At 37.5% G+C, this 19,813-nt stretch carries 22 protein-coding genes; 7 read left to right on the top strand and 15 right to left on the bottom strand.

Features of this window, described 5'->3' with window-relative positions; genetic code table 11:
* The 3 genes from pyc to CVD27_RS07670 all read right to left on the bottom strand — a co-directional run bounded on the left by pyc (nucleotide 1) and on the right by CVD27_RS07670 (nucleotide 5,189).
* Nucleotides 1–3,444 carry a pyruvate carboxylase gene (gene pyc, locus CVD27_RS07680; RefSeq protein ID WP_101647310.1) on the bottom strand — a complete coding sequence of 1,148 codons (3,444 nt, stop codon included), beginning with the start codon at nucleotides 3,442–3,444 and terminating at the stop codon, nucleotides 1–3.
* Between the two features lie 65 nt (nucleotides 3,445–3,509).
* Nucleotides 3,510–4,718 (bottom strand): FtsW/RodA/SpoVE family cell cycle protein, encoded by a 1,209-nt coding sequence (locus CVD27_RS07675; protein WP_101647309.1) that lies wholly within the window; start codon nucleotides 4,716–4,718, stop codon nucleotides 3,510–3,512.
* Between the two features lie 189 nt (nucleotides 4,719–4,907).
* Nucleotides 4,908–5,189, bottom strand: a complete 282-nt coding sequence (locus CVD27_RS07670; RefSeq protein ID WP_101647471.1) for a YlaN family protein — start codon at nucleotides 5,187–5,189, stop codon at nucleotides 4,908–4,910.
* Between the two features lie 242 nt (nucleotides 5,190–5,431).
* Here CVD27_RS07670 and CVD27_RS07665 point away from each other — a divergent pair, with 242 nt between their 5' ends.
* Nucleotides 5,432–5,929 (top strand): hypothetical protein, encoded by a 498-nt coding sequence (locus CVD27_RS07665; RefSeq protein WP_101647308.1) that lies wholly within the window; start codon nucleotides 5,432–5,434, stop codon nucleotides 5,927–5,929.
* Between the two features lie 115 nt (nucleotides 5,930–6,044).
* Here CVD27_RS07665 and CVD27_RS07660 read toward each other — a convergent pair whose 3' ends face one another.
* On the bottom strand, nucleotides 6,045–7,373 hold the full coding sequence (locus CVD27_RS07660; RefSeq protein WP_098526982.1) for a PhoH family protein: 1,329 nt from the start codon (nucleotides 7,371–7,373) through the stop codon (nucleotides 6,045–6,047).
* A gap of 208 nt (nucleotides 7,374–7,581) precedes the next feature.
* On the opposite strand from CVD27_RS07660, the gene CVD27_RS07655 reads away from it, so the two are divergent.
* Nucleotides 7,582–8,175 (top strand): YhcN/YlaJ family sporulation lipoprotein, encoded by a 594-nt coding sequence (locus CVD27_RS07655; RefSeq protein WP_101647307.1) that lies wholly within the window; start codon nucleotides 7,582–7,584, stop codon nucleotides 8,173–8,175.
* Between the two features lie 28 nt (nucleotides 8,176–8,203).
* On the opposite strand, the gene CVD27_RS07650 is transcribed toward CVD27_RS07655, so the two are convergent.
* Complete coding sequence (locus tag CVD27_RS07650) at nucleotides 8,204–8,659, bottom strand: pyridoxamine 5'-phosphate oxidase family protein (RefSeq protein ID WP_101647306.1); 456 nt, start codon at nucleotides 8,657–8,659, stop codon at nucleotides 8,204–8,206.
* Between the two features lie 168 nt (nucleotides 8,660–8,827).
* On the opposite strand from CVD27_RS07650, the gene CVD27_RS07645 reads away from it, so the two are divergent.
* A complete protein-coding gene (locus CVD27_RS07645) occupies nucleotides 8,828–9,028 on the top strand; it encodes a YlaI family protein (protein ID WP_101647305.1) in 201 nt (66 codons plus the stop codon).
* A gap of 38 nt (nucleotides 9,029–9,066) precedes the next feature.
* On the opposite strand, the gene CVD27_RS07640 is transcribed toward CVD27_RS07645, so the two are convergent.
* From CVD27_RS07640 to typA, 3 genes are read right to left on the bottom strand one after another with little or no spacing between them, the layout of a single operon-like run.
* The gene (locus tag CVD27_RS07640) at nucleotides 9,067–9,357 is read right to left on the bottom strand and encodes a hypothetical protein (protein WP_101647304.1); all 291 of its coding nucleotides are present in this window, start codon (nucleotides 9,355–9,357) and stop codon (nucleotides 9,067–9,069) included.
* Complete coding sequence (locus CVD27_RS07635; protein WP_180960197.1) at nucleotides 9,358–9,687, bottom strand: YlaH-like family protein; 330 nt, start codon at nucleotides 9,685–9,687, stop codon at nucleotides 9,358–9,360.
* Between the two features lie 19 nt (nucleotides 9,688–9,706).
* Entirely contained in the window at nucleotides 9,707–11,545 is a 1,839-nt protein-coding gene (typA, locus tag CVD27_RS07630; RefSeq protein ID WP_101647303.1) for a translational GTPase TypA, read from the bottom strand.
* Nucleotides 11,546–11,716: 171 nt separating this feature from the next.
* Here typA and CVD27_RS07625 point away from each other — a divergent pair, with 171 nt between their 5' ends.
* Complete coding sequence (locus tag CVD27_RS07625; protein ID WP_101647302.1) at nucleotides 11,717–11,902, top strand: YlaF family protein; 186 nt, start codon at nucleotides 11,717–11,719, stop codon at nucleotides 11,900–11,902.
* Between the two features lie 53 nt (nucleotides 11,903–11,955).
* On the opposite strand, the gene CVD27_RS07620 is transcribed toward CVD27_RS07625, so the two are convergent.
* Both CVD27_RS07620 and CVD27_RS07615 read right to left on the bottom strand, forming a co-directional pair.
* The gene (locus CVD27_RS07620; protein WP_101647469.1) at nucleotides 11,956–12,756 is read right to left on the bottom strand and encodes an inositol monophosphatase family protein; all 801 of its coding nucleotides are present in this window, start codon (nucleotides 12,754–12,756) and stop codon (nucleotides 11,956–11,958) included.
* Nucleotides 12,757–13,007: 251 nt separating this feature from the next.
* Nucleotides 13,008–13,202 (bottom strand): hypothetical protein, encoded by a 195-nt coding sequence (locus CVD27_RS07615; protein WP_101647301.1) that lies wholly within the window; start codon nucleotides 13,200–13,202, stop codon nucleotides 13,008–13,010.
* Nucleotides 13,203–13,379: 177 nt separating this feature from the next.
* On the opposite strand from CVD27_RS07615, the gene CVD27_RS07610 reads away from it, so the two are divergent.
* Complete coding sequence (locus CVD27_RS07610; RefSeq protein WP_101647300.1) at nucleotides 13,380–14,012, top strand: YktB family protein; 633 nt, start codon at nucleotides 13,380–13,382, stop codon at nucleotides 14,010–14,012.
* A 46-nt stretch (nucleotides 14,013–14,058) separates the two neighbouring features.
* On the opposite strand, the gene CVD27_RS07605 is transcribed toward CVD27_RS07610, so the two are convergent.
* Together CVD27_RS07605 and CVD27_RS07600 are read right to left on the bottom strand one after the other, a co-directional pair.
* Nucleotides 14,059–14,331, bottom strand: coding sequence for a UPF0223 family protein (locus tag CVD27_RS07605; RefSeq protein ID WP_101647299.1), 273 nt, complete (start codon nucleotides 14,329–14,331; stop codon nucleotides 14,059–14,061).
* Between the two features lie 39 nt (nucleotides 14,332–14,370).
* The gene (locus tag CVD27_RS07600; protein ID WP_101647298.1) at nucleotides 14,371–15,330 is read right to left on the bottom strand and encodes an NAD(P)H-dependent flavin oxidoreductase; all 960 of its coding nucleotides are present in this window, start codon (nucleotides 15,328–15,330) and stop codon (nucleotides 14,371–14,373) included.
* Nucleotides 15,331–15,541: 211 nt separating this feature from the next.
* On the opposite strand from CVD27_RS07600, the gene CVD27_RS07595 reads away from it, so the two are divergent.
* Complete coding sequence (locus tag CVD27_RS07595; protein ID WP_101647297.1) at nucleotides 15,542–17,014, top strand: aminotransferase class I/II-fold pyridoxal phosphate-dependent enzyme; 1,473 nt, start codon at nucleotides 15,542–15,544, stop codon at nucleotides 17,012–17,014.
* A 50-nt stretch (nucleotides 17,015–17,064) separates the two neighbouring features.
* On the opposite strand, the gene CVD27_RS07590 is transcribed toward CVD27_RS07595, so the two are convergent.
* Complete coding sequence (locus CVD27_RS07590; RefSeq protein ID WP_101647296.1) at nucleotides 17,065–17,187, bottom strand: GapA-binding peptide SR1P; 123 nt, start codon at nucleotides 17,185–17,187, stop codon at nucleotides 17,065–17,067.
* 280 nt (nucleotides 17,188–17,467) lie between these two features.
* Here CVD27_RS07590 and CVD27_RS07585 point away from each other — a divergent pair, with 280 nt between their 5' ends.
* Nucleotides 17,468–17,902 carry a DUF1885 family protein gene (locus tag CVD27_RS07585; RefSeq protein WP_180960196.1) on the top strand — a complete coding sequence of 145 codons (435 nt, stop codon included), beginning with the start codon at nucleotides 17,468–17,470 and terminating at the stop codon, nucleotides 17,900–17,902.
* A 35-nt stretch (nucleotides 17,903–17,937) separates the two neighbouring features.
* On the opposite strand, the gene CVD27_RS07580 is transcribed toward CVD27_RS07585, so the two are convergent.
* Nucleotides 17,938–18,180, bottom strand: coding sequence for a hypothetical protein (locus CVD27_RS07580; protein WP_101647294.1), 243 nt, complete (start codon nucleotides 18,178–18,180; stop codon nucleotides 17,938–17,940).
* Nucleotides 18,181–18,394: 214 nt separating this feature from the next.
* Nucleotides 18,395–19,810: a dihydrolipoyl dehydrogenase gene (lpdA, locus tag CVD27_RS07575; RefSeq protein WP_101647293.1), complete on the bottom strand. Its 1,416-nt coding sequence runs from the start codon at nucleotides 19,808–19,810 to the stop codon at nucleotides 18,395–18,397.
* Between the last annotated feature and the right edge of the window lie 3 nt (nucleotides 19,811–19,813).

Here is a 19,813-nt window from a genome sequence, read left to right as displayed (position 1 = left end):
TTATGCTTTTGACAGTTCAAGCAATAAATCTCCTGTAAGAATAGCATCTCCGCTTTTAACGTATATATCTTTTACAACACCTGAAAATGGAGCTTGAACCGTTGTTTCCATTTTCATGGCTTCAGTAATTAGTAAATGATCTCCTCGTTCTACTTTTTCTCCTTTTTCTACTAAGACCTTGATAACTGTCCCCGGCATGGAAGCAGATAGATGTTCTTCGTTCTTGACATCTGCCTTTAATCTGGAAACAACCGTTGCTTTAATGCTCTCATCCTTTATAGATACCTCGCGCGGCTGTCCATTCAGCTCAAAATAAACCACCCTTGTTCCGTCTGCCTGCGGCTGACCAATAGAGACAAGCTTAACAATCAGGGTTTTACCTTTTTCAATCTCCACCTCAATTTCTTCACCCAATCTCATACCGTAAAGAAAAGTTGGTGTATCCATCATTGAAATATTTCCATATCGTTCAACTGCTTTGGTATATTCTAAAAACACCTTAGGATAGAGTGCATAAGATAAAATTTCAAAATCTGTTACTTGCCGGCCAAGTTCTTCAAACAATTCTTTCCTCAACTTGCCGAAATTAACTTCCTCAAGGAGTTCACCTGGTCTGACTTCTAATGGCTTCTTCCCTTTCAAGATGACCTTTTGAAGTTCTTCAGGGAAGCCTCCATATGGCTGTCCCAAATACCCTTCAAATAATTCAACCACCGAGTCAGGAAAATCCAGACTGTTCCCTTTCAATAAAACATCTTCCTCGGTTAATTCATTTTGAACCATAAATAAGGCCATATCCCCTACAACCTTTGAGGAAGGAGTTACCTTGACAATGTCCCCAAACATCCTGTTTACACGAGAATACATTTCTTTTACTTCATCCCATTGCTCGCCAAGCCCTACTGCTTTAGCTTGCTGTTGAAGATTGCTATACTGTCCTCCAGGCATTTCATGCTGATACACTTCCGAATGCGGCGAGATCATTCCGCTTTCAAAATCCTGATAATACTTTCGTATATCTTCCCAATAATAGGATAGCTTTTCTAATGATTCAATATTTACGTTTGGCTTTCTCTTATTTCCCTCGAGTGCATAGTATAAAGAATTAGCACTCGGCTGTGATGTTAATCCTGCCATTGTACTTAGAGCAGTATCAACAATATCAACCCCGCCTTCAATTGCACGAGCATAAGTAAAAATTCCATTTCCGCTTGTATCGTGTGTATGAAGGTGAATAGGGATATCAACTGCTTCTTTTAATTCAGATACTAACCGATAGGCTGCTTCAGGCTTTAAAAGACCGGCCATATCCTTTATGGCTAGAATATGTGCCCCTTGGTTCTCTAACTCTTTTGCCAAAGTCCGGTAATAATCGAGATTATACTTTACTCTTGAAGGATCTAAAATATCTCCTGTATAACAAATAGCTGCTTCAGCAATTTTTCCAGATTGACGGACTGCATCAATAGCTACTTCCATCCCCTTCACCCAGTTCAAACTGTCAAATATACGGAAAACATCAATACCGGCCGCAGCAGAATGATTGATAAACTCTCGAATTAAGTTGTCCGGATAATTCTTATATCCAACAGCATTGGCACCCCGTAATAACATTTGAAACAGAACATTGGGAATCTTTTCGCGTAATGTTAGTAAACGATCCCAAGGATCTTCCTTTAAGAACCTGTACGCAACATCAAAAGTTGCCCCGCCCCACATCTCAAAAGAAAATAAATTCGGCAATAATTTAGCAGTTTCTTCTGCAATATGAAGAATATCCGTAGTCCGCATCCTTGTCGCTAATAATGACTGATGGGCATCCCGGTAAGTTGTATCTGTTAGTAAAACTTGCTTTTGGTTTTTTACCCATTGAACAAGCCCGTCAGGACCATACTTATCTAAAATTTGTTTCGTTCCATCCTGATAAGGGACATCATATTTTAAAGTTGGAATTCTAGGCTTTGAGAATACAGGTCTCTTTTTCTTCTCAATTCCAGGAAAACCATTTACAGTTACTGTCCCAATATAGCTTAATAATTTGGTTCCCCTGTCTTTACTTACAGGAAAGATAAATAATTCCGGTGTTGTATCAATAAACGATGTGTCATATTCACCATTTCTAAATTTCTCATGTTTAACAACATTTTCAAGGAAAGGAATGTTCGTCTTAATCCCTCTAATTCTAAATTCCTGTAAATTCCTTACCATTTTTGCCGCAGCCTGTTCAAAGGTCAATGCCCATGTAGAAAGTTTCACAAGCAACGAATCGTAATATGGTGTGATAACAGCCCCCTGAAAACCATTCCCGGCATCAAGACGTACCCCAAATCCTCCGCCTGAACGATACGCCATTATTTTTCCTGTATCAGGCATAAAATTATTTAACGGGTCTTCCGTTGTGACCCTAGATTGGATAGCAAAACCATTCAATTGAATTTCCTCTTGGTCAGGAATTCCAATAATCGGGCCATGCAGTTCATGACCTTCAGATACTAAAATTTGCGTCTGAACGATATCAATACCAGTAACTAATTCAGTTATTGTATGTTCCACCTGCACTCGCGGATTGACTTCAATGAAATAAAAATCATTGCCGGCTACAAGAAACTCAACTGTACCTGCATTTAAATATCGAACATTTTCCATTAATTTTACAGCTGCTAGACAAATGGAGTTCCGCAGTTCATTTGAAATGGACACACTCGGAGCCACCTCAACCACTTTTTGATGACGCCTTTGAACAGAACAATCCCGGTCAAAGAGATGAACAATTGTACCATGCTGGTCACCAATAATTTGGACCTCAATATGTTTTGGATTTTGAATTAGTTTTTCCACATACACTTCATCATTTCCAAAAGCAGCTTTTGCTTCTGATTTTGCCCGCTCAAAGGCTCCGCGTACTTCATCAGCATCTTTCACAATTCTCATCCCACGTCCGCCCCCGCCTAATGAGGCCTTGATGATAATTGGGTATCCGTGGGAAGCGGCAAATTCTTCCACCTCTTTAATATCATTTACTGGTCCATTACTGCCAGGAATTACCGGGATATTGGCTAATTCGGCTTGACTTCTCGCTTTGACTTTATCACCAAACATATCTAAGTGTTTGGAAGTTGGCCCAATAAAGATAATTCCCTCTTCTTCACAGCGTTTTGCAAAATGGATGTTTTCCGACAGAAATCCATAACCAGGATGTATCGCATCTACACCGCTTTTTTTAGCAATATCGATAATCCCATCAATATCTAAATAGGCATCTATCGGTTTTTTCCCTTCTCCTACTAAATAAGCCTCATCTGCTTTATATCGATGATAAGATCCTGAATCTTCTTTCGAATAAATCGCAACAGTCCGAATATTCAGTTCAGTACAAGCTCGGAAAACCCTGATTGCAATCTCACCACGATTAGCAACCAATACTTTATTTATCTGTCTTGCCACGTAGAGCACCTCTTATTCCTAAGTATTTTTAAAAACGCAAGGGAACTTAATCCCCCGCGTTTTTATTAAAGATAATACACCTTACCATCTTCAGTTTTTAGCTTTTTGTCAACTTGTCCTTGTTGATTTTTATATTTACTATCATATTTCACAAACATTGAAACATTTACAAGAATACCTGAGGCAGCAGCCAGCATTAAAAGTGATGAACCCCCATAACTTATGAATGGCAGTGGTACACCAGTAAGAGGAATAACACCAGATACCCCGGCCAAGTTTATAAAAGACTGAATGCCAATCATACTTGATATACCAAACGCTAATAAACTCCCGAACGGATCTTTACATTTAATACCTGTATAAATCCCCCGCAGCACAATATAGGCTAGGAGAAGTATGACAAAACCAACTCCCCAGATCCCTAACTCTTCTGCAATAACTGCCATAATAAAGTCCGTATGGGATTCTGGAAGATATCCTAGTTTTTGAATACTTTTCCCTAAACCGAGCCCGTTTACCCCGCCAGAACCGATTGCAATATAAGAATTTGCTAAATGGAAACCTGCATCATTCACATATTTTTCATCAAACGGATTACCCATAACTTCAAAACGGCTCATTTGTTCATGAGAAAATATTTTCCCCCAAGAAACGAGAACAAGCGGAAGGAGTACGATTAGCACCATTACAACTAATTTTGAAATGGTTTTAAAGTTCATCCCGGAAGCGATTATAATGGTTCCAGCAATGGCTGCAATAATCACTGCCGTTCCAAAGTCAGGCTGGACAGCAATAAGTACACAGACGATAAATAGATAGACTAAAGGAGGAAGGACCCCCTTATTAAATTGGTTAATATACGGTTGTTTTTTTGCATATACAGACGCCAAATAAATAATGATTGCCAATTTTACAAATTCCGAAGGCTGCAAGAGAAACGATCCAATTTGGTACCAGCTTTGAGCATTATTCTTTACCTGACCAAAAACAAAAAGTCCTAGTAAAGAGGCAATGGTACCTATAACCATCGGAGCCTGAAACCATTTAGTAATAGTCATTATCTTATAAGGAAAAATGGCTGTAAATAAAAATATTACAGCAAATACTAACAAAAATATTTTTTGCCTTTGGTAGAAAAAATCAGGTTGCACTTGATACCTTTGAACTGCATAGGCCATGCTGGCACTGTAAATCATGACAAGACCAAACGCACACAAAAGAGTAATGGCAATAATCAAGGTATAATCATATGATTTTAATATTTTTTTCAGCATTAAAGACGTCCTCATTTTTTAAAAATTGATAGTTTACCATTCTATTATAATAGAAAAACGGTTATCTTACTTGAGGAAATCCTCATTTGTTACAAGATTTTAATAAAGAACTTTCGTACAAAATACCCCACTTATGTATAATAAAAAACTCAAACATTACGCCGTATTGTTTGAGTTCTTATTTATGCATTATTTTTTTAAGGATGCATCATGAAGAGCAGATAGTTCTCTCTCTAATTGGTCTAAAATTGCTTTTCCATCCTTAGCATCTATTAAGCCTAATCGCACAGCAAAGTCTATTTCTCTTGAAAGGCCAAACATTTGTGTATCCAATACCTCTTCATAAAGAGGGCATTGAGGCATCGTGAGATTGTCCATTTGCACTTTGATAAGCTTTAATATCTTTTCAGCGTCAGCCTGGAGTAAGGCATAGGCTTTTTCATGGTGATTCACGATCATTTCAGACGCCAACATTGATCCCCCCATTTCAGAGCGATAATTCAACTTATCTATAAATTTTACCGTTTACACCTCAAAATTGCAAGAACAATGAAGGATATTAACGAACATGAGTTACTTTTATGACAACGTTGAAAAAAAGAGATATACTAAGAAAGCGATATCCATTAATAATGGTACGGATAATTTAGTGATGTTATGCGGAATTCTAGTGAACTCGAGTGATTTCATCTAGATTTGAGGGGGATGGGACAATGGAAAATATTATGACGATAGCAGGGAAAGTAAAATATACAATTACTCTTGATCCAAGTGTTTGGATCTTTGATGACCGCCGGGTTGATTTAACAACTTACTTCTCTCAAACAGCAGAGTCCTCTGATTCTTTGGAGAACTATACAAAAGCTGTCTCTAAACATTGGGACCGAGAAATAATGGAGGGGGCAATTTATCCTCCAACCTTAAAAACTGAAAAAAAATTTGAAAAAGAAAAAGTTTTAACAGGTACCTTCGGTATTCCATTTAAACCATTTTTATTAAATTCGGAGCCGGCCGTTGATGCAAAAAGTTTGGTTGTTCATACCTTAACCGATGAAATCGAAATTCCACTCGAAACGGCCTATAATTTTATTTTAGGTTATTCAAAAGATGGAAAACCATTAACCTCTGACGGCCCAATCCATATTTATTACGGTGATGGTTCTAATAAGGATAACCCTATTAAAAATATTACAGGCTTTATAATTAAGTGAGAATAAACGGGCGCCATATGTTGGCACCCGTTTTTTTGCTGCGTCCAGCTCCAACGCCTAGGAGCTTAGGGTCATATGCCTGTCGCCCCTGATCAATGCGATTCCGCTTTTGGTTTTAAAGAAGATCGGCTGCCAGTCTTGCCAGACCTGAGCGTTCCCCTTTTAAAAGCTTAACATGTCCGGAAATCTCTTGGTCTTTAAATTTCTCTACTACATAGGTAAGGCCATTGTTATAGGCATCAAGATATGGATGGTCTATCTGTTCAGGATCACCCATTAGCACAATCTTACTGCCCTCTCCAACACGTGTTAAGATGGTTTTTACTTCATGCTTGGTTAAATTTTGCGCCTCATCAATAATAATAAATTGCTTTGGCAGGCTTCTTCCGCGAATATACGTTAAAGCCTCTACCTCAATCGACCCCATGCCAGCAAGAATTGCATCTAATTCACCTGGTTTTTTTGTATTAAATAAATATTCTAAATTATCATATATCGGCTGCATCCAAGGTCTTAGTTTTTCTTGTTTTTCACCTGGTAAAAATCCAAGATCCTTTCCTACCGGAACAATCGGTCTTGCTACCAAAAGCTTTTTATACTCTCTAAAATCCTCCGTTTGCATTAATCCAGAAGCAAGTGCCAGCAGTGTCTTCCCTGTTCCAGCCTTACCGGTTAATGTAACAAGCGGAATATCTTTACGTAACAATAATTCAATTGCCATGGTTTGCTGCACATTTCGAGAATGAATTCCCCATACATGCTCTTGATTTAATGTTAATTTTTTTACTTTCTTACTGGTTTTATCGACCATCCCGATTGCGGAAGCTGAACTGCCTAATACATCCTTCATGATAAGGAATTGATTTGGATAAAACGGATGGTTTGCTACCTCAGAAAGTGATAATTCACCCTTTTCATAAAAACGGCCTAACAGTTCAATCGGAAGGAGTAATTCAAAAAAACCGGTATATATATGTTCTACTTCAACAACTCGATCGTTTAAAAAATCCTCTGCCGTAAGTCCAATCGCATCTGCCTTTACTCGTACCAATGCATCTTTACTAACAATTATTACTGGCTTACCATTTTCTTTCGCTTGTTCCTCTAGGTATAAATTTTTTGCCACAGCCAAGATGCGATTATCATTGGTTTTTTCTACAAAGATGTCTTGAAGCTCATGAAATGATCGATGGTTTAATTCAATCCTAATGGTTCCTCCATTTTCAAGAGGAATTTTTTCATGAAGTTTCCCGGCTGCCCTTAGCCCATCAATTAATCGAGATACCTGCCTTGCATTTCTTCCTACTTCATCCATATATCTTTTTTTCGAGTCCACTTCTTCAAGAACTACTGCTGGAATCACAACTTCATTGTCTTCAAACGAATAAATGGAATACGGGTCTTGGAGCAAGACATTTGTATCTAACACGTATATTTTACTCAAAGCAACGCCTCCTGCTTCACTGGTGTGTGGCTTGTTAAATCAATTTCAACAACCCTTTGCTAGATTGGACTTTGGTAAAATATATGTTTATTGGAATAAAGATAGAAGGCGTTCCGCACAATAAATGTTATTAAGACTATTTAAATTTATTTGAGAGACTAAGGTTCAAGCCCATTTAACCATTATTTATTATTTGGAGGTGGTTTTAATGAAAAAAATCCTGTTAACAACAGCCATAAGTTTATTTTTAACAGGGTGCAGCATTACTGATCATAAGGAAAATGCCAAAAGTGGCAGCCAATCACTAGTAAACGTTAAAAACAGTTATATTGAAAACGTAGACCGTAAATCTGGCCAAGAGATTTCAAAGCGTTTAGTGGAGCTCGCAACTAGCATTCCAAATGTGTCAGATGCCACAGCGGTAGTTTTAGGAAGGTATGCCATTGTGGGGATTGACGTTAATGCAAAGATTGATCGTTCGCAGGTTGGCTCCATTAAGTATTCTGTTGCAGAAAGTTTAAGAAAAGATCCCTATGGTGCTAAAGCTATCGTGGTAGCAGATGCGGACACAAATCAGCGTCTAAAGGAAATACAAGCAGATATAAAAAAGGGCAGACCGATTCAAGGAGTTATGGAGGAACTGGCAGATATAGCGGGCCGGTTAATGCCAGAAATCCCTGGAGATCTAATCACTCCAACCCCTAAAAATGCAACGGAAAAACCTGATCAAAGTCTGAAGGGTAAGGAAGAAAAGAAACTAAACAAAGAACAAAATGACCAATCTAATCACCATAAAGAGTAAGATAAAAATAAAAAAGCTTAGTTTTTCACTAAGCTTTTTTCATTGCTTCCATAACTTGATTGTCCAGCCGCTCAGCTGCTTTCTTATCATAGGTTTTATCGTACTGAACTTCTGTTACAATTTTTGAACCATAGAACATGACATCTCTGACTTCAGTGATCGCTACTTCTACCAATGCCAGTTTTAATGGTACTTCCGGTAAACGCTCTTCTTTTAAAGATGCTTCCCCTTGAATGGAGTATGTAGATTCATTCGCAATTAAATTGATAACAACTTTATTATTTTTATTGATATTTTCTAAAATACGAGAACGATTATCTACAGCAAAATAGATTGTACTTTCATCTTTAGCAAGCACCCAAGATATGGCACTGACATTTGGCCCGCCCGTTTCATAATCAACTGTTGCCAAAGTTACAAAACGTTCTTTTTGCAGTTCATCAAACAATGGCTGGATTAGTTTTGGTTCTACTTGATTTGCCATTTTATTCAACCCCTTTATTCATTCCTTAAAAAACAGATATTTTCATATTACTACTATCCCTATTTTTCATCAACTCTAACCAATTGATTTACCAGTCGATGTAAGGAGTGTGATATACTATATTACAAACATTCTGTTTTTCGAATGAAGAATTAAAGAGGTGCTTGAATGAGAGTAAAATGTGTGATTTGCGATAAAATAGAAAACATAGACGATGAATCATTAATTGCTAAACGACTTCGAAACCGTCCTATCCATACATATATGTGCAATAACTGCAGTACTAGAATTACTGAAAAAACCAATGCACGGTTTGAATCTGGTAATTTCCGTTTATACCGTCCAAAATCGGATAACGATGAATGGTAAAAAAGCTTCAGCGCCTTAACAGCGCTGAAGCTTTTCTTTTAATCCATCGGATAGTCCCTATACTTCTCAGGCTCTTGATTTATTTGGTTAATCATAATTTCAATTAACTCACGAGGATAACGTACTTTTTTTGTTCCATCTCCCTGTTGGTATGAAACATAATACATCACATCATCTTGGGTTATTTCAATATTTGAGACATGATGCTGGGTGCTGAGTATCTCTTCGAAGAACTCCCGTGTTTCAATCGCCGCTGCGTCATCAGGGCGGGCATCACATACGACTTTAATGGTTAACCAATTATAAAGTGCATCCTGCAATGATTGCATTTATTTCCCCCCTGAGACTTCGCTATTTACCTGTCTTTTTGATTGGTGAAGACGGATCTTATAAATAATTAATAATAACGCCGCGACACCTAACCCTTCTGCAATTGGTAATGCGTAGGAGAAAAACAGCATCAAAATGCATCCAATACAAAGGCTGAAATAAATAACAATATTTTTACCAAGGGGCAGCTTTTTGGCAAAACCTAACCGATATACAATAACTGATAAAATTACAATAAAAATATATTGCAGGATTACACCTGTTTGTATATCATTCGTAAGTTGAATAAAGAATCTTAAACTTGGGGAGAAGGATCTTAATTCTTCCACGGTTTGCACCTCTCAATAATTAACTCAATTCAGCATATTTTTTCTTTTTAGCCATTCTTTCACGTTCATTTTTATCAAGTATTTTCTTTCTTAAACGAATTGACTGTGGTGTAACTTCACAATATTCGTCTTCATTTAGGTATTCTAATGATTCTTCGAGTGTCATAATTCTTGGTTTTTTAATTACTGACGTTTGATCTTTGTTAGCAGAACGGATATTTGTTGCGTGTTTCACCTTCGTGATATTTACGGTAATGTCGTTTTCACGAGTGTGCTCTCCAACAATCATCCCCTCATAAATTTCAGTACCAGGTTCAACGAAAATAGTACCACGGTCTTCAACTTGCATAATTCCATAAGTAGACGCCTTACCGGATTCCATAGAAACAAGAACACCTTGGCGTCTTCCGCCTACTTGACCTGGAAGCATTGGCTGATAGCTGTCAAACGTGTGATTAATAATTCCATATCCACGGGTCATCGTTAAAAATTCTGTTGTATAACCAATTAACCCACGTGCTGGAACGTTAAAAATTAAGCGGACTTGACCAGATCCATTATTAATCATATCAAGCATTTCACCTTTACGTGCTCCAATTGATTCCATTACTGCCCCTGTATGTTCTTCAGGAACATCGATTTGTACGCGCTCAACCGGCTCACAACGGACTCCATCAATTTCTCTTACAATTACTTCTGGTTTAGATACTTGAAGCTCATAACCTTCACGACGCATATTCTCAATTAAGATAGATAAATGGAGCTCACCACGACCCGAAACAATCCATGCATCAGGAGAATCAGTGTTATCAACCCGCAAGCTTACATCTGTCTGCAATTGCGCACGAAGTCTTTCTTCAATCTTTCTAGAAGTCAGGTATTTTCCTTCTCTACCGGCAAATGGACTGTTATTCACAACAAAGGTCATTTGTAAGGTAGGTTCATCGATTCTCAAAATTGGTAAAGCTTCTTGATGTTCAAACGGACATACAGTTTCACCAACATTAATATCCTCCATACCAGAAACAGCAATAAGGTCTCCTGCTTTTGCCTCTTCAACTTCTAGACGTTTTAGTCCAAAGAAACCAAAAATCTTAGTAACCCGGAACTGCTTGACAGTACCGTCGATTTTCATTAGGGCTACTTGCTGCCCCACCTTCATCGTACCGCGGAAAACACGGCCAATTCCGATACGGCCAACATAATCATTGTAATCAAGCAGAGCTACTTGGAATTGCAGGGGCTCCTCGCTATTATCTACTGGTGCTGGGATGTTTTCCACAATGGCATCGTATAATGACTGCATGTTTTCATCTTGTTTCTCTGGATCAATACTAGCTGTACCATTAATCGCAGAAGCATAAATAACTGGGAATTCAAGCTGATCCTCATTTGCTCCAAGCTCAATGAACAGGTCAAGAACTTCATCTATTACTTCTAAAGGGCGGGCAAAATCTCTGTCAATTTTATTTACCACAACAATTGGAGTTAAGTTTTGTTCCAAAGCCTTTTTTAGTACAAAACGTGTTTGAGGCATACAGCCTTCATAAGCATCAACAACAAGAAGCACGCCATCAACCATCTTCATAATCCGCTCTACTTCACCGCCAAAATCGGCGTGTCCTGGAGTATCCAAGATGTTGATTCGAGTATCTTTGTATTGGATTGCCGTATTTTTTGCAAGAATTGTGATTCCACGCTCTCTCTCTAAATCATTGGAATCCATAGCACGTTCTTCCACATGCTCATTTGTACGAAATGTTCCTGATTGTTTAAGCAGTTGGTCCACCAACGTCGTTTTACCATGGTCAACGTGGGCAATAATCGCTATATTACGTATATCATTTCTTAGATTCAAAAAATTCCACTCCTACCTTTATCATAAAAATTGTTTTTTATTATAGTTTTTCATATACAACTAAAACATTATACCACAATTAAAGTGGAAACCTAAAATGAATTTGTGTAATATTAAAATAAGCATGTTAAAGGAACAAACATTTAATAAAACACAAAGGGGGATGTACGGATGAACAATGTGAAGTGGCCTTTACTTTTTTATGCCATTCTTGCAGCTGCTAGTATTGTAGGAATCGGAATTGCTATTAGTGAACAGTCCCTGCTTGCTGCAACTGGTTGTATTATGGCTGTTATAATCATTATGGGAATGGGTTTTAAAACAAAAAGAAAAATGATAGAAAACGGAGAATTATAAAAGAAGCCTTAGGAATGACCCTAGGCTTCTTTTTATATATTTAAACTTTACTTCTACCATTGCCCGCCCTTTAAATAGTCCTTTAAAATTGATTGATGAAGCCCTGGCTTTGCCGCTAATAATGAATTTCTTGAAAGAAAATCAAGTTTTTCCCCTCTTAAGTTGGTTACCACTCCACCAAGTTCTTCTAAAATAACCGCGCCTGCTGCAACATCCCACGGGGCAAGCCGCATGGAGAAATAAGCGTCTACCCTGCCAGTCGCTAAAAATACAAGTTCAAGCGCGGCAGTGCCATATGATCTTGTTCCCCTGGCATCTTTCACTAAAGGAATCAACAAATTATGGTCAATCCTTCTATTTTCTACAACCCATGTAGCATTAAGAGCAAGAATCGCTTCATTAATTGGAGTTTCTTTAAGAACAGGTATCGGTTTTCCGTTTATGTATGCACCCTCTCCACGTATGGCGTGGTATAGCTCATCATGGACCACATCATAAATAAGGCCAATTTTCCCTACTCCATTCTCATAGATCCCGATTGAAATAGCAAAATTTCTTTGCTGATGAATAAAATTCATTGTTCCATCGATAGGATCAATTATCCATACGACTCCATCAAGGGTTTGAAGCTCGTCACCAAAACCCTCTTCTCCCATGATTTTATGCTCCGGGTAGACCTCTTTGATGTGTTGAATAAAAAACTGCTCAATTTCCTTATCAATATTTGTGACTAAATCATTAGGATTTGATTTCGTTTCAATATTTAACTTGGACTTAAAAGACGAACGGATTCTCTCTCCTGCTTCTTTTACCCACTGCTTTGCATGGGTATCGATGATTTCCCAATTCATAATCTTCCTCCCTTTTTTTCCAATATTCCAATGTATGTAGTATGGGGCACCTTTTATTATTTGATGTACTTTAAGCTTAATCAAATTAACTTAACACAGCAACTTTTTACTTATGTTAAGTTCACCTTATCACACACCTATGCACAATAATAAACGAACTCCCCACATTCTCATTTTGGAGTTCGTTCAAATCAAGCGATAAATTGTTTCTCCATGGTTCATTCCATCTTTATACTCCTTAGATTATAAGTCGATCAAAAAGCCTTTAACCGTAATAATTCCAGGCGGATTTTTTCTAATTTTTGCTTGCACTCTTTTATCTTCTTTTCATTCTTATCCTCAATTGCCTCAAATAATGTAGCTAATTCATAATCCATTTCTAATCTTAACACGGCTGCTCTTTCCTTTTCAGTTGCTTTTTTTAGAGATGTATTCATTAATTGCTTCATTAATATTTCCCCCTTTCGGTTTTTGACTAATTTTTCTGATTATTAGTTTTACTGTATAATATGAACCGCCTAGAATTGTTGCAACAAATATGTGCTCTAACCCATACGAGCAACACACTTCTTGGTTTTTCTATCTTATGCTACAATAATTGACAAACAGTTGTTGGAGGTAAAAAGATGGAGTTCTCGGGATTTACAAATGAGGATTTTGATGTTTTTTTAATAGATGGATTAGAAGCAAGGATGGAAGCTTTAAAAAATACCATCCGGCCAAAATTAGAGCAACTCGGAGAGTACTTTGCACCAACTTTATCAGCTCTATCGGGAGATGAAATGTTTGTTCATGTGGCCAAACATGCTAGACGGACCATTAACCCGCCTAAGGATACATGGGTAGCATTTGCCTCAAATCCTCGTGGTTATAAAATGCTCCCTCATTTCCAAATAGGTCTATGGAATACCCATTTATTTGTTTGGTTTGCTGTCATTTATGAAGCACCACAAAAAGAGTTGATGGCTGAGCGCTTTATAAAAAAAGCGGCAAAAATTCATAAGGAAATACCAAAAGAGTTTTCTTGGTCTTTAGACCATACCAAACCGGAAACCATTAAACATGAGCAGTTATCAAAAACAGATTTACTTGCTCAATTCGAACGATTGAAAACCATTAAAAAGGCTGAATTATTATGTGGTTTTACGATGGATCGAAATAAAGTCATTGAATTAGGTTCACAAGGACTACTAACAGAAATTGAGAGTGTATTCAATACAGTTACTCCGTTGTATAAAATAGCTCAAAATATTAAATAAAGCAGAAAACCTCCCAAATTGTAAGAGAATCGGGAGGTTTCTGCTTTTATTTCATGATAATCCTATCCCCAGAAGAGGACTCTTTTGCTTTTTTAATTGTCCGATATGATGAATAACCGCTAATTTCTTCAAATTCCCCGCAAATGGTCTTTTCTTCTGCTTTGCTAGGAACAATTTCTTTGAACCGTCGATAGGCATTCATAACTTCATCACGTTCAATTCCTTTTTCATATGCCCTCTCAATGGCTTCAAAAAATTTAATCACATCAACAATTTCTTCTGTTGTCCAATTATAATCAATGGGATATTGATATTCCATACAATCACCTGCTTCTCTATGCTAATGTGTATGATACCTCTATTTTCCCCATTTTGCACGAATTTCTTCCGCTTCATTAATCATTCTGCTAAAGAGACCTTGTACTGTAGGAACATCCTTAATAATCCCCATTACCTGTCCTGCCCAAGCAAACCCTTCTGAAGTTTGGCCATCATATATGTATCTTTTATTGGCTGTTCCGCTAATAAAATCTCTTAGTTGTTCGTAATCTCCATTTTTTCTTTCGATCTCAAGAATCTTTTCTGTCCAGTTGTTAGCAATGGCTCTGCCTGGAGCTCCCAATGTTCTTTTAATGACAACCGTTTCACTTTCCGTTCCCTCAACTAACCTTTGTTTATATACGTCATGAGCATGTACACATTCTTTGGTTGCAATAAATCTGGTGCCCATTTCAATCCCTTCAGCTCCTAAACTTAGAGCCGCCATTAATCCTCTGCCATCACCTATTCCACCAGAGGCAATCACAGGGATGGACACAGCATCAACAACTTGCGGAATTAAGACCATGGTTCCAATATCATCTCTGCCTAAATGTCCCCCTCCTTCCTGTCCAACCACCATGACTGCATCTGCACCTAACTCCTCTGCTTTAACCGCTTGTCTCCTAGCTGCAACAAGAACTAATGTTTTAATGTTTGTCCCCTTTAGTTGTTCAAATATAGGGGCTGGGTTTCCACCTGTCATGGAAACAACAGGTACTCGTTCTTCGATTGCAACCTGAAGATACTCAGCAAAGGGTCTTCCTTGCTGCCCGATAGCAAAGTTTACTCCAAAAGGTTTTTCCGTTAACTGTCTTACTTTACAGATTTCATCTCTTAGTAATTCAGGATGTGAAAGAGACATAGCTGTAATTTGACCGAGGCCTCCTGCGTTTGATACAGCAGCAGCTAATTCTGAATAGGCTAAATAGGCTAAGCCGCCTTGAATGATTGGAAATTGAATATTTAAAAGCTCTGTCACACGGGTATTCCACTTCAATTTGAAACCCTCCTTTTTTATTTTTAATTGTTAATTCGTCTTAAAAGGTTAAATTTCCTTTAATTAAGGGAAACTAACTTTAATCAAAATATATATGTAAAAGTTTAATTTAAATCCTTTTAAATACAGTGGAATAATGCTATAATTCCTTTGTTTTGATGTCGAATATAGACGAATAATATGAGTTTTTTATAAAGAGGTGTATTTACCATTGTCACAAGAACAAACACCGTTATTTAGCGGTTTAGTAGAACATGCGAAAAAAAACCCCGTTCAGTTTCATATACCCGGTCATAAAAAGGGCGCTGGAATGGATACAGAATTCCGCCAATTTATTGGTGATAATGCCTTGTCAATTGATTTAATTAATATTGGTCCTCTTGATGATTTACATTCACCTAAGGGGATGATTAAAAAAGCGCAAGATTTAGCAGCGGAAGCTTTTGGAGCTGACCGAACCTTTTTTTCCGTACAGGGAACTAGTGGCGCTATTATTGCTATGATTATGGCGGTTTGCGGACCCGGCGATAAGATCATTGTTCCACGAAATGTCCATAAGTCCATCATGTCAGCGATCGTGTTTTCAGGAGCCATTCCTGTTTTTATCCACCCTGAAATTGATAAAGATTTAGGAATCTCACATGGCATTACAACTGATTCTGTTGAAAAAGCCTTAAAGCAGCACCCTGATGCAAAAGCAATTTTAGTGATTAACCCAACTTATTTCGGAATTTCTGCAGACCTTAAGAAAATCGTTGAAATAGCCCACTCCTACCATATTCCTGTTCTTGTCGATGAAGCCCATGGTGTTCATATTCATTTCCATGATCAGCTGCCACTCTCAGCTATGCAGGCAGGAGCTGATATGGCAGCAACAAGTGTTCATAAACTTGGCGGTTCCATGACCCAGAGCTCGATTCTGAATGTAAGAGAAGGACTAGTATCGGCAAAGCACGTTCAAAGTATCTTAAGCATGCTTACAACTACGTCTACATCGTATTTGCTGCTCGCTTCTTTAGATGTGGCGCGTAAACAGCTTGCAACAAAAGGAAAAGAATTAATTGATAAAACCATTAAGTTAGCTCAATCCCTTCGAAAGAGAATTAATGAAATGGATCATATTCATTGCGTTGGTGAAGAAATACTCGGTTCCAAAGCAACTTTTGATTATGACCCGACAAAACTTATTATTTCTGTAAAAGATCTAGGTTTAACTGGATATGAAGTTGAGAAGTGGCTGCGGGAAAAACATAATATCGAGGTTGAATTATCTGACCTATATAATATCCTCTGCATAATCTCACTAGGAGATACAGAAGCAGAAGCAGACATCTTAGTAAATGCTTTAAAAGAGCTTGAAAACGAATGTGAGCATCGTGTTGGGAAGATTGAACCACTTGAAGTTCTACTTCCTGAAATTCCAGTCCTCGCCCTCACACCAAGAGATGCATTTTACTCAGAAACAGAGGTTGTTCCACTTGAAGAATCGGAAGGCCGAATTATTGCAGAGTTTGTAATGGTATACCCTCCTGGAATTCCAATTTTTATACCAGGGGAAATTATCACGAAAGAAAATTTACATTATATACGTAAAAATCTTGAAGTGGGACTCCCTGTTCAAGGACCTGAAGATGATGAAATTAAAACTCTTCGAGTGATAAAGGAATACAAAGCTATTCAATAATAAGCAAAAAAATAGGATTCCGGCAACGGAATCCTTTTTATTATATTTTATTATACTTCTTCGGCATGCTTGTTCTCATCACAGCAGCTGCATTTAGCATAAAGCACTGTTACTTTTTCATCTTCAAAATGATCAATAGTAGAATTACATGTTTGGCATACAAGAGTACCCATTTTTTCAATCCCCTTTTCTTAATGAATGATCATATTTTTGAAACGCTTTCTAACATCCCTGATTTAATAATAATATATCACATTTAACTTTTCAAGCCTAATTTGTATGTCACATTAATAAATTTTTAAATAAAAAATGACCCTTTTTAGGTCTATTTTCTAACATGATAAAATATAAAGAATAGTTGATAATTTATTTTATTGTTTATTGTTGTCAGTACTTTTTAATCAGTGCTAGAATAGAATTGCACAAATCATGGATGAAAAAGGGGGAATGGTGATGGCTGTTAATGCATTTATTAAGCTCGTGCCCTCATCTGTTAAACAAACAATCACGATTGAAGAAGTAAAAGAATTATTTCATTACTATAAAAATATAACTGCAAAAACAGGCGACCAATTAAATTGGCAGTATGGAGAAACTGCATTTCCTTATGAAATAAAAGAAACAGAAGGAAGTAAGGGAAAGGCGTTTTATTTACATTCTGAACATGAGCGATACAATGCCATATTAATTGGTGTTGATAAGGAAACAATTAAAGAGGAAGACGGAACAGAAAGAGAGCAACAATACATACAAGTTACATTGCCAGAACAGTCAACCCATGGGGATAAAGGGAAAGCAAATGAATTTTGCAAATTCCTTGCCAAGAAACTCCAAGGAGAGCTGCACCTTTTTAACGATAGAATCATGTATTATTATCCAAGAAAATAACACAGTAAAAGGCTCCTATTAAATCGGGGCTTTTTTTAATGTACAAAAAGAGCGAGAGTATAATGAATGGAAGTATACATCACCAAGCTTAGGGCTGTAATAAATAATGTTTTTTTACGAGATTTGGTTACATGGTTTCCAAGCATAAATGCCAAGTAGAAAAAGACGAAAAACATAATCACCTTATAAATGAGTTGATCATGCTTTGAAAGCCATTCAATCAACGTATACCCGCTCCAAATTATAAATTGTAATATGACGACAAGATAGACCTTCATCCTTTATCACCACGCAAAATACATTGATCTTCTATATAAGAACAGAACAAAGACATTAGCTAGTGTTTTAAATATATGTTCCTTCATGAGCAGTTAGATATAATTTTAGGAATCTTTTAGCGTCCAATTTCTTTATAAAGCTTTTTCTACTAGATAAATTCGCGCTTAATAAATAAAGTCCTTTCCCGTTTCGGGAAAGGACTTTAAAGTTCCATTATTTAATAATATGAATTGGAGTTCCAAGAACTACTTCAGCAGCTTCCATGGTAATTTCTCCAAGAGTTGGGTGAGCATGGATAGTAAGTGCTAAATCCTCTGCTGTCATACCCGTTTCAATGGCTAAGCCTAACTCAGCAATCATATCTGAAGCACTAGCCCCAGCAATTTGAGCGCCAATTACTACGCCATCTTCTGCGCGAGTGATTAATTTCATGAATCCGTCACTGCTGTCTAATGATAAGGCACGGCCATTTGCAGCAAATGGGAATTTCGCTGCTTTCACCTTAATGCCCTCTTCTTTCGCTTGTGCCTCTGTGTAACCCACAGAAGCCAACTCTGGGTCAGAGAATACAACCGCAGGAATTCCTAAGTAATCAATTTCAGATGGATGTCCAGCGATTGCTTCCGCAGCGATTTTAGCTTCATAGGAAGCTTTATGCGCTAATTGAGGACCTGCAACAACATCACCAATTGCATAAATATTGCTGATATTTGTACGGCATTGCTTGTCAATTTCAATTAATCCGCGTTCGCTTAATTTGATTCCAACCTGCTCTAAGCCCATTTCGTCAGTGTTTGGACGACGGCCAACCATGACGAATACATAGTCCGCTTCAACTTTCTTTTCTTCACCTTTTACTTCAAAAGATACTACTACACCATTTTCAGTTTCTTCTACACCCTTAGCAAATGCATTTGTATAGAATTCTGCGCCTCTTTTTTGCATGGTGCGCTTTACTAGCGAAGCCATTTGCTTATCAAATACTCCAAGACCTAAAATCTCGTCAGCACCTTCTAAGATGGTTACTTGGCTGCCAAAGTTTGCATAAGCACCACCAAGTTCAATCCCAATAACACCGCCGCCGATTACGACGATTTTTTCAGGAACTTCATTTAAATTCAAGGCACCTGTAGAATTTAAAACACGTTTTGTATATTTAAAAGTTGGCAATTCAATTGGACGAGAACCAGTTGCAATAATTGCATTTTTAAATGTATAAGTTTGTGCAGAATTTTCATCCATTACACGAAGTGTATTGGCATCAACAAAGTATGCTTCACCACGAACAATGTTTACTTTATTTCCTTTTAAAAGGCCTTCTACACCGCCAGTTAATTTTTTAACGATACCGCCTTTGAATTCTTGAACTTTAGAAAAATCTACTTTTACGTTTTCAGCTGTGATACCAAATGATTCAGAGTGAACAGCTGTTTCATAACGATGTCCTGCAGCAATTAACGCTTTAGAAGGAATACAGCCCACATTTAAACATACGCCGCCAACATATTCCTTTTCTACAATCGTTACTTTTTGACCTAACTGAGCGGCACGGATAGCTGCAACATATCCTCCAGGACCCGCACCGATAACTATAGTATCTGTTTCAATTGGGAAATCTCCGACTACCATTTT

The sequence above is a fragment of the Neobacillus cucumis genome, from assembly GCF_002860255.1.
Classification (GTDB): domain Bacteria; phylum Bacillota; class Bacilli; order Bacillales; family Cytobacillaceae; genus Neobacillus; species Neobacillus cucumis_A.
Note: the sequence above shows the minus strand (reverse complement) of the source record. Positions and strands in the feature narration are given on the sequence as shown.

Bases quoted from the DNA above. Each gene is read 5' to 3' on its own strand.
- CVD27_RS07675 (WP_101647309.1), bottom strand. From the start codon at position 4,718: ATGCTGAAAAAAATATTAAAATCATATGATTATACCTTGATTATTGCC.
- CVD27_RS07665 (WP_101647308.1), top strand. From the start codon at position 5,432: ATGGAAAATATTATGACGATAGCAGGGAAAGTAAAATATACAATTACT.
- CVD27_RS07655 (WP_101647307.1), top strand. From the start codon at position 7,582: ATGAAAAAAATCCTGTTAACAACAGCCATAAGTTTATTTTTAACAGGG.
- CVD27_RS07650 (WP_101647306.1), bottom strand. From the start codon at position 8,659: ATGGCAAATCAAGTAGAACCAAAACTAATCCAGCCATTGTTTGATGAA.
- CVD27_RS07645 (WP_101647305.1), top strand. From the start codon at position 8,828: ATGAGAGTAAAATGTGTGATTTGCGATAAAATAGAAAACATAGACGAT.
- CVD27_RS07640 (WP_101647304.1), bottom strand. From the start codon at position 9,357: ATGCAATCATTGCAGGATGCACTTTATAATTGGTTAACCATTAAAGTC.
- CVD27_RS07625 (WP_101647302.1), top strand. From the start codon at position 11,717: ATGAACAATGTGAAGTGGCCTTTACTTTTTTATGCCATTCTTGCAGCT.
- CVD27_RS07615 (WP_101647301.1), bottom strand. From the start codon at position 13,202: ATGAAGCAATTAATGAATACATCTCTAAAAAAAGCAACTGAAAAGGAA.
- CVD27_RS07610 (WP_101647300.1), top strand. From the start codon at position 13,380: ATGGAGTTCTCGGGATTTACAAATGAGGATTTTGATGTTTTTTTAATA.
- CVD27_RS07605 (WP_101647299.1), bottom strand. From the start codon at position 14,331: ATGGAATATCAATATCCCATTGATTATAATTGGACAACAGAAGAAATT.
- CVD27_RS07590 (WP_101647296.1), bottom strand. From the start codon at position 17,187: ATGGGTACTCTTGTATGCCAAACATGTAATTCTACTATTGATCATTTT.
- CVD27_RS07585 (WP_180960196.1), top strand. From the start codon at position 17,468: ATGGCTGTTAATGCATTTATTAAGCTCGTGCCCTCATCTGTTAAACAA.
- CVD27_RS07580 (WP_101647294.1), bottom strand. From the start codon at position 18,180: ATGAAGGTCTATCTTGTCGTCATATTACAATTTATAATTTGGAGCGGG.
- lpdA (WP_101647293.1), bottom strand. From the start codon at position 19,810: ATGGTAGTCGGAGATTTCCCAATTGAAACAGATACTATAGTTATCGGT.